This is a genomic window from Cellulomonas sp. P2_F12, from assembly GCF_056403775.1.
In genome coordinates this window covers 408,307-416,840 of the sequence record NZ_JBFUEV010000004.1, presented here as the reverse complement: position 1 = coordinate 416,840, position 8,534 = coordinate 408,307, and the positions used below count along the sequence as shown (strand labels likewise).

The 8,534-nt window shown below is 72.3% G+C and carries 7 protein-coding genes; 3 read left to right on the top strand and 4 right to left on the bottom strand.

Annotated features, from left to right (window positions below; translation table 11 throughout):
• Positions 1-117: 117 nt before the first annotated feature.
• The gene (locus AC1DWH_RS12630; protein WP_477093963.1) at positions 118-1,071 is read right to left on the bottom strand and encodes a type IV toxin-antitoxin system AbiEi family antitoxin domain-containing protein; all 954 of its coding nucleotides are present in this window, start codon (positions 1,069-1,071) and stop codon (positions 118-120) included.
• A 368-nt stretch (positions 1,072-1,439) separates the two neighbouring features.
• Here AC1DWH_RS12630 and AC1DWH_RS12625 point away from each other — a divergent pair, with 368 nt between their 5' ends.
• The gene (locus AC1DWH_RS12625; RefSeq protein WP_477093962.1) at positions 1,440-1,886 is read left to right on the top strand and encodes a DUF6318 family protein; all 447 of its coding nucleotides are present in this window, start codon (positions 1,440-1,442) and stop codon (positions 1,884-1,886) included.
• A gap of 44 nt (positions 1,887-1,930) precedes the next feature.
• Positions 1,931-2,764: a hypothetical protein gene (locus AC1DWH_RS12620; RefSeq protein ID WP_477093961.1), complete on the top strand. Its 834-nt coding sequence runs from the start codon at positions 1,931-1,933 to the stop codon at positions 2,762-2,764.
• On the opposite strand, the gene AC1DWH_RS12615 is transcribed toward AC1DWH_RS12620, so the two are convergent.
• The 3 genes from AC1DWH_RS12615 to AC1DWH_RS12605 form a co-directional block, all read right to left on the bottom strand.
• A complete protein-coding gene (locus tag AC1DWH_RS12615; protein WP_477093960.1) occupies positions 2,761-4,854 on the bottom strand; it encodes a bifunctional copper resistance protein CopD/cytochrome c oxidase assembly protein in 2,094 nt (697 codons plus the stop codon). The two genes, AC1DWH_RS12620 and AC1DWH_RS12615, sit on opposite strands and share 4 nt — an antisense overlap.
• A 46-nt stretch (positions 4,855-4,900) precedes the next feature.
• Entirely contained in the window at positions 4,901-5,521 is a 621-nt protein-coding gene (locus tag AC1DWH_RS12610; protein WP_477093959.1) for a copper resistance CopC family protein, read from the bottom strand.
• 129 nt (positions 5,522-5,650) lie between these two features.
• The gene (locus AC1DWH_RS12605; RefSeq protein ID WP_477093958.1) at positions 5,651-6,274 is read right to left on the bottom strand and encodes a hypothetical protein; all 624 of its coding nucleotides are present in this window, start codon (positions 6,272-6,274) and stop codon (positions 5,651-5,653) included.
• Between the two features lie 212 nt (positions 6,275-6,486).
• Here AC1DWH_RS12605 and AC1DWH_RS12600 point away from each other — a divergent pair, with 212 nt between their 5' ends.
• A complete protein-coding gene (locus tag AC1DWH_RS12600) occupies positions 6,487-8,409 on the top strand; it encodes an MDR family MFS transporter (RefSeq protein ID WP_477093957.1) in 1,923 nt (640 codons plus the stop codon).
• The last annotated feature ends 125 nt before the right edge of the window (positions 8,410-8,534 follow it).

Genomic DNA, 8,534 nt, shown 5'->3' with positions numbered 1-8,534 from the left:
CGGCCCGGCCCGCGGCCGGGGCCCGGCCGGGCCGCGCGCCGACGCCCGGGCGGTGCCTGGGCCACGAGAACAACATGGGACGCGTTATCGATGCTCATAACGCGTCCCATGTTGTTCTCACGGTCGCGGGGCGGGCCGATCGAGCGCTCTTCGGACTGCCGCGGGGATCAGGCCGGACGTTCGGATGTCAGCAGCGGTGAATCGCAGGACGTCGACGCGGCCCGTGCTGACCAGGGCGTTCTGCCGGGCACGATCGCGGAGCAGCGCCTCGGGGTTCTCGTGGAACGTGCGACCGTCGATCTCCGCGATGAGCCACCGCCCGTCCCCCAGGCGCCAACCCAGGTCGCCGCGACCGATCAGCCGACCGCCCGGCGTCTTGATCTCGACCTGCAGGTCGTCGGGCGGGACGTGGCCGTCGACGCAGGCAAGACGCGCAAACGTCTCAAGCGGAGACTCCGCCCTGCGGTCGACCAGCGGCAGCCAGCTCCGCGCCCTGACGGCCCCGCGCGCTCCGGCCATGGTGGCCATCACCATCGACAGCCCGGAGTCGGTGAGCAGGCCGCGGTGAAGAACATCGTCGAGGACTGCAACGGCGTGATCCCGGGGAAGTGTGGGGAGGGCCTGGGCGAGGGCCGACACCATCCCGGCAACCGAGCCGGCGCCGAACCGAGTCGCGTCCGGCACGTCGAGCTGGCGGATCCGAACGCCGTCACGTGCTCGGCCGAACCGCCCGCCCGGGAGCGCCACCTCGGGCCCGATGTCCGCCGGAAGGCCACCCACGCCGAGGAGCGCGAGCGCGCACGCACCGACAGCGACCGCCCCGGGCCCCGCCGCCAGCAGTCCCAGCCACGCCGACCGGCGACGACGGTGGTCTGCATCCCACCGTCGATCTCGATTCGGCTCGACATCGAAGACGGCTCGCGTGACCGACGTCCACTGGCCCGCCGCGACGAGTCGCCGCCGGCGATCCGAGTCCACTCCCGCGGCATCGCACTGTCCGGACGACAGGAGGCCCTCCTGCCGTGACGCCAGCGTCAGGAGTGCTCGCGGAGGCGACTCGGCTGTGCGCACGGAGCGATGACATCAACGCGAACCGACCGGTCGCGCGCACGATCCGAACCCAGTGGAAGCCCGCCTCCGAACGCGAGGCTGTGGACGGCTCGGCCGAGGCCGGCAAGGCCGCCACCGGTCACAGCGGTTGTCCACAACTGGGTGAACGGTCCTGACAGGGGGTGCCCGTTTTCGGTACGTTCGCCCGCATGTCCTGGCTGACGAGGTCTCGCGCTACCGCCCGGCTCGTCGTGCCTGTGACTGGGTTGCTTCTATTGGGGGCTTGCTCTGGCGGGAACGCGACGGCCACGGAGCCAACGACGCCGCCGGTCGTGGTGACGTCGTCGCCCACGCCCTCGCCGACCCCTAGTCATGCGCCCGTAGTAGATGTGACGGTCAAACCGACTCGGCCGGCCGCATTGGACGAACCGCCGAGCGTGGATGGAGCGGTTGCGGTCGCGGCCTACTTCGTTCAGTTGTTCCCGTACATCAACGCGACCGGAGATCTCGACGCGTGGAACGCGTTGAGCCACCCCGACTGCATTTTCTGCGCCGATTCGAAGGCCACCGTCAACGAGAAGGTAGCGAACGGTCAACACGACGACGGCGGCGCGCTGACGGTCACGGATGCCGCCGGCGTCGAAGTCGACCCCGGATCGTGGTACACGGTGACTCTCGATTTCGTGCAGGATCCGTCCGTAACCAAGGATGCAGGCGGAACGGTGGTCAAGGAGTTCCCCGACAGCAAGTCGCTCAGATCGAACATCGTCGTGATCTATCAGGACGGCGGGTGGAGCGTCCGCGGCGTCGACTCTGCCCCATCTCCAGGAACATGACCGCACGTATCGCTGCCGTCGTCTCAGTCGCGATGTTGCTCCTCGTGGGGGTAACCGGGACGGCCAACGCAGACGATTGGGACAGTCGCGCGACCGACGACTCGATTCGCCTCTCGGCCTTTCGAGGAGAGCAACTGGTCCGGGCCCATCAGGCGAAAGCCGGCACGCCCGAGGCGCTGCTGCGCGAATACCAGCGCGCGATCATCTGCAACACCAGCTCTCCGGTTCTCACCACCCCCCTGAACGGCGCCTGCCCGGCCGCGGAGGGCGAGACGGGCCTCAACAACTGCGGCGAGCAGACGCCGGTCCTCCCGCTCTGGACCCGGACCCGTGCGACACCGACGGAGCTGTGGTCGGCCTGGACGATCGTGGCCGACGGGGGCTGCCCGGTCGACCTCCTGCCCACGCTCACCGCCGAGGACTTCCGGCTGCTGCCCATCGCGCCGCAGGTGATCCAGGTGCAGCCGGACCGGGGGTGGGTCCTGGTCAACAAGGAGACGATCGTCCTCACCGACCCCGCCGAGCAGACGTTCCGCACCGACCTCTTCGGGTACGGCGTCGACGTGATCGCCACCCCGACTCAATACACGTGGGACTTCCAGGACGGCTCGCGGCACCTGTCGACGTCGAGCCCGGGGCACGCCTACCCGGACTTCGACGTGTTCCACGTCTACGAGCAGACCGCGGCCGCCGAGACGATCACGCTGACCACCACCTGGTCCGGCCGCTACCGGGTCGACGGGGACGGCACGTGGCGAGACGTCGTCGGCACCGCGGAGACCACGAGCACGTCGGCGCCGTTCGAGGTCGTGGAACGGCGCTCGCACCTGGTGTCGCAGGACTGCAACGAGAACCCCGACCAGCTCGGCTGCGGCTAGCTCGCGGGCGGCTGGGCGTCGCGCTCGGCGAGGGCGGCGAGCATGGCGTTGTACTCGTCCATCTCGATGTCGCCCTCGCGGTCGACCCGGCGGTCGCGGCGGCGGGCGGTGCGGTCGTCGTCGCGGGACCAGGCGACGGCGACGCCGATGGCCAGGGCGAGGGTCGGGATCTCGCCGATGCCCCAGGTGATCGCGCCGCCGGCCTGCTGGTCGGCGATCGCGGACGCACCCCAGGGCCGACCCATGAGGCCGAACCAGTCGGCGACCAGCAGGACGTCGCCGGACACCAGGGTCACGCCGAAGAAGGCGTGGAAGACCATCGTCGCGAAGAGGAGCAGGAGACGCTGCGGGTAGGGCAACCGCTTGGGCCCGGGGTCGATGCCGACCAGCGCGTTGACGAAGAGGTACCCGACCGTCGTGAAGTGCACGACCATCGCGAGGTGCCCGACGGGGCTGCGCAGCGACCACTCGAACAGGCCGGAGTAGTAGAAGAGCAGCATCGACCCGATGAAGTTCACGGCCGCGACGACCGGGTGGGCGAAGAACTGCCCGACGCGGCTGTGGACGATGACGAGGATCCACTCGCGGGGCCCGCGGGAGTCGTCGTCGCGGAGCTGGGTCGAGCGGACGGGCAGCGCGCGCAGTGCCAGCGTGACGGGCGCGGACAGGGCGAGGAACAGCGGCACCACCATCGCAAGGGTCATGTGCTGCACCATGTGCGCGCTGAACAGGACGTGTCCGTAGAGGTTCGGGGCACCGTTGGTCGCCCAGAGGAAGAGCACCATGCCGACGGTCCAGGACCCGGCCCGCAGCAGCGACCAGGAGTCGCCGCGGCGGCGCAGGCGGAGCACCCAACGCCAGTAGACGATGAGCCCCGCGACGGCCGCCGACGCCAGCACCAGGTCCCAGCGCCACTCGGTCAGCCAGCGCAGCGCGGTGGGCTCGGGCGGCAGGGGGTGCCCGGTCAGCTGGTAGGCGGGCGACTGGTCGAGGGGCGGCTCCTCGGACACGGGCGGGGCGGTCTCGCCCAGCGCCACGGCGACCCCCGACACGGCGCCCATCACGGTCAGCTCGACGAGCACGAGCCGCCAGAACAGCCAGTCGCTCGTCCTGTCGGCCAGCTTGGGCAGGACCGAGCGGCGATGGGCCAGGCCGAGGAGGCCGAGGATGCCGAACAGGGCGGTCTTGGTGAGCAGCAGGACGCCGTACGGCGTGGTGAGGTCGGCCCAGCCGCTGGTCCGCAGCAGGCCGTTGACCAGCCCGGACACGGCGATCGCGGCGTAGCACCAGCCGGCGATGACCGAGTAGCGGGCGACCGACGCGGACAGGTCGGTGCCGACGCGCCGCACCAGCAGGGCGAGGGCGGCCAGCGCCCCGATCCACACGGCAGCGCCGACGAGGTGGACCACCATCGACGACGTCGCGATGTCGTGCCCGGAGGCGCCGGCGGCGTGCCCGAGCTGTGCCTGCTGCCACAGGGCGACGAGGACGATCACGCTGGTCCAGGCGGCGCCGGTGGGGGTCGCGACGACCAGCGAGAGGGCGGTGACGACGGCCGCGACGGTGGTGATCAGCAGCAGCGTGCGCCCGAGGTCGATCTGCGTGACGAACACCCCGAGCTCCGCACCGAACGTCGCGGAGTCGAGGGTCCGGCCGGCGACGCTCGCGTACGTCAGCACGAGGTGGACGATCGACAGGATCGTCCAGGCGCCGGCGGCGAACCCGGCCACGAGGGTGGAGCGGGGATAGGCCGTCCCGGCGGCGGTGCCGATGCCCGCGCGGACGGTCCGGGTCGACGCCGTGACCGCGCGGCGGGGCAGGACGCACACGGCGAGGACCAGCGCGCCGAGCGTCACGGAACCCGCCAGCTCCGTCAGCGTCGACACGGCCGGGAGCCCCCAGCGGACGGCGGGGCCCGGGTCCCGGATCAACGCGGGCAGCGCGGCCCCCGAGAACGCGACGCCGAGCAGGGCGGCGACCACGGCGGCCACCGCGAGCGCGGCGACACGCCAGGGGCTCGGGGGCCGACGCGTGCCGACCCCCGGCCCCCCGGCGCCCGCGCGGCCGGCGCTCGTCACCGGCGCAGTCATCGGACCAGCGTAGGTCGCCGCCGACGCCCGCCCGACGTGCCGTCGGTCACGACGTGGACCGCCTGCGCAGCAGCAGCCACGCGCCGATGCCGCCGCCCACCACGAGGACCGCCGCGATCCCGATCAGCACGCCGCCGGAGACGTGCCGCTCGGGGTCGGGATCGGCCGCCGACGCCGTCGCCGTCGCCGAGCTCGTCGGAACGGGCGAGGTGGTGGGGGTCGGCGAGGCGGTGGGTGAGGGGGTCACGACGCCGTACGCCGTGTCGTGCGACGCGGTGAACGAGAACGTCCCCTCGATCGGGTGCCCGTCGTCGGAGGTGACCCGGTAGACCACCGTGTAGACACCGGCGGGCAGCGCCCCGGTGACCGCCTGCGTCACGGTGTTGTCGACGAGGACGGCCGGACCCGTGCTCACCGTCCGCTGGTCGGGCGCGTGGACCACGATCTCGGTGCCGACGGCCAGCGCGGGCTCGTCGAACGTGAGGGTCACGTGCTCGGGCACGACCTCGATGGCGGTTCCGTCGGCGGGGTCGGTGCTCCGCAAGACGTTGTGCGCCTGCGCGGCGGTGGCGCCGACCAGCGTCCCCGCGAGCGCGAGCGCCAGGCCGGCGAGCACCGCGGCGCCTCGTCGGACCACCGACTCGTGGGGCACGCGGGGGGTGGGCACGGTGAATCCTCCCGCGCGGGGCGCGGACGGGTCGTCGGGGTGGGCAGATGGAGAGAGCGTGGGCATGCGAAGTCCTCGGTCGTGAGCGGTCGGCAGGGACGCGGTCGGCCCGGCCACCGGTACGACCGGTCAGCGCAGGGGGACCACGGTGGACTGCCACGCGGGCGGACCGCGCAGGGGCACGACGTCGCGCCACCACTCGTGCCCGACGGCCGGGACCTCGGCGGGCGTCGGCAGGGAGGCGCGGGGCACGACGACGACCGGGATGCCGGTGCCGACGAGCGGCCAGAGCCACGCCGACAGCCACCACAGCGCCCGGTCCGCACCGACGATCACGAGCGCGGCGGCGACGGTCGCGACGACGTGCAGCGTGAGCATCACGGTCCCGCCGAGCAGCGCCGGCGCCACCTGGGCGTCCGTCGCGGCGCACGGCAACACCGAGCCGGCGTGGTGCGCGTGCACGACCAGCGCACCCGGGCTGGGCATGCAGGCCATCGTCGTGACCGCGCCGAGCACCGAGTGCACCGCCAGCTGCCCGACGCCGAGCAGCGCGAGCGCCCCGGCCGGGCCCAGCCGGCGCCCGGTCGCGACGACCGCGGCGGCGAGCACGAGGGCGCTCAGGGCGACCAGGACGAGGGCCGGCGGCCTGTCGCCCCCGGCGAGCACGTGCGCGAGGGTCCCCAGCGCGACCGTCACCGCGGCGACCGTGCCGGCACGCGCGAGGCGCAGCGGACCGGTCGCGGGAGCGGGCATCCCGACACGGTAGCCGCCCCGGCGGCGACGGCCCGCCCCCAGCCTCCCCGGGGCCAATTCAGCGTGACGGGGAACACAGCGCGGGGCCACCGTTGTTGCGAAATGGGTGCGGGATGGTTGTCCTGCGCAATCAAACGGAGTGTCAGACCCCTCCCGTAACGTCCCCCGCCAGTGCAGTCGCATGACGCGTCCCCGTCTGCCGAGAAGGTCACATGTCCCAGCAGAGCTCCACCGCCACCGAACTCCCGGCGTCCTCGAAGGCATCGACGTTCGTCCCCCCGACCCACCGCGAGATCCTCACGATCCTCGGCGGCCTGATGCTCGGCATGTTCCTCGCCGCGCTCGACCAGACCATCGTCGCCACGTCCATCCGGACCATCGGCGACGACCTGAACGGCCTGTCCCTGCAGGCGTGGGTCACCACCGCCTACCTGCTCACGGCCACGATCTCGACGCCGCTGTACGGCAAGCTCTCGGACATCTACGGCCGCAAGCCGCTGTACATGATCTCGATCTCGATCTTCGTGGTCGGGTCGCTGCTCTCGGGCACGGCCGACTCGATGTACCAGCTGGCGGTCTACCGCGGCATCCAGGGCCTCGGCGCCGGTGGTCTGATGGCGCTGGCGATCACGATCCTCGGGGACCTCGTCGCCCCGCGCGAGCGCGCCCGCTACCAGGGCTACTTCCTCGCCGTGTTCGGCGTGGCGTCCGTGCTCGGGCCGGTCGTCGGCGGCTTCTTCGCCGGCGCGGACACCATCCTCGGCATCGACGGCTGGCGCTGGGTCTTCCTCATCAACGTGCCCATCGGCATCATCGCGATCCTGGTCATCTGGCGCGTGCTGCACCTGCCACCGCTCAAGCGTGTGAACCACAAGATCGACTACCCGGGCGCGCTCGCGCTGATCGTCGCGCTGGTCCCGCTCCTGGTCGTCGCCGAGCAGGGTCGCATCTGGGGCTGGGACTCCACCCGGTCGATCGCCTGCTACGCCATCGGCGTGCTCGGCGTGGTCGCGTTCATCGTCGCGGAGCGCTACGCCAAGGGTGATGCGATCCTCCCGCTGTACCTGTTCCGGAACCGCACGTTCTCGGTGGGTGCGGGCGCCAACACGGTCATCGGCCTCGGCATGTTCGGCGGGCTGGCGACGCTGCCGCTGTACCTGCAGATCGTCAAGGGCCAGACCCCCACCCAGGCGGGCCTGACGCTCATCCCGTTCACGCTCGGCATCATGGCCGGCTCGATCATCGCCGGTCAGACCACGTCGCGGACCGGCCGGTACAAGGTCTTCCCGGTCGCCGGCACCATCCTCATGGGTACGGGCGCGCTGCTGTTCTCGCGCCTCGAGGCCGGGACCCACCTCCCGTTCGTCTTCGCGGTGTCGGTCCTCTTCGGGCTCGGGCTCGGCTTCACCATGCAGCCGCTGGTCCTGGCCGTGCAGAACGCCGTGCCGGTGCGGGACATGGGCGTCGCGACGTCGTCGTCCCTGTTCTTCCGCCAGATGGGCGGCACGCTCGGGACCGCCGTGTTCCTCTCGGTGCTGTTCTCGACCGTCGGCGACAACATCGCGGCGGCGTTCCGGACCGTCGCGCAGACGCCCGCGTTCCAGGCGGCCGTCGCCGACCCGGCGGTGCAGGCGGACCCGGCCAACGCACCCGTGCTGGCGATGCTCCAGCCCGGTGGCGCCGGCGGGGCGGTGCCGTCGCTCGACGACTCGTCGTTCATCAACAACCTCGACCCGCGCCTCGCGCAGCCGTTCCTCGACGGCTTCTCGCAGTCGGTCGACACGGTCCTGCTGCTGGCGGCCTGCATCATGGCCGTCGGCGTGATCCTCACGGTGATGCTCCCCGAGCTGCCGCTGCGGAACGTGTCCGGCATCCAGGGCCGGTTCGACGAGGCCGCCGATGCCGCGGCCGCGGCGGCAGGCCCGGCACAGCCGCCCGCACAGGCTGCCGCCGCGGCGACCGCCGTCGGTGGGGTCGCGGGGATCGTCGCCGACGAGGCCGCGGTCAACCGCGCGGCGGCGGAGTCGGTGGCGGAGTCGTCCGCGCAGGTGGACGACGACGCGCCTGACGTGGAACCCGCTCGCGTGGACGTGGAGGACGACGTCCTCGCGGACGAGCAGGTCCGCGCGGACTGACCGAACTGCCGACTCATCGACGGCCCCGGCACGCACTCGCGCGCCGGGGCCGTCGTCGTCGTGCCACGCAGCCGGCCGAGCCCGCGCCCAGGCCACGCGCCGGGAACCCACGCGTCGGGCCAGCG

Excerpts from the sequence above, each read along its gene's own strand:
- AC1DWH_RS12615 (WP_477093960.1), bottom strand. The coding sequence starts at position 4,854 with ATGACTGCGCCGGTGACGAGCGCCGGCCGCGCGGGCGCCGGGGGGCCG.
- AC1DWH_RS12605 (WP_477093958.1), bottom strand. The coding sequence starts at position 6,274 with ATGCCCGCTCCCGCGACCGGTCCGCTGCGCCTCGCGCGTGCCGGCACG.
- AC1DWH_RS12600 (WP_477093957.1), top strand. The coding sequence starts at position 6,487 with ATGTCCCAGCAGAGCTCCACCGCCACCGAACTCCCGGCGTCCTCGAAG.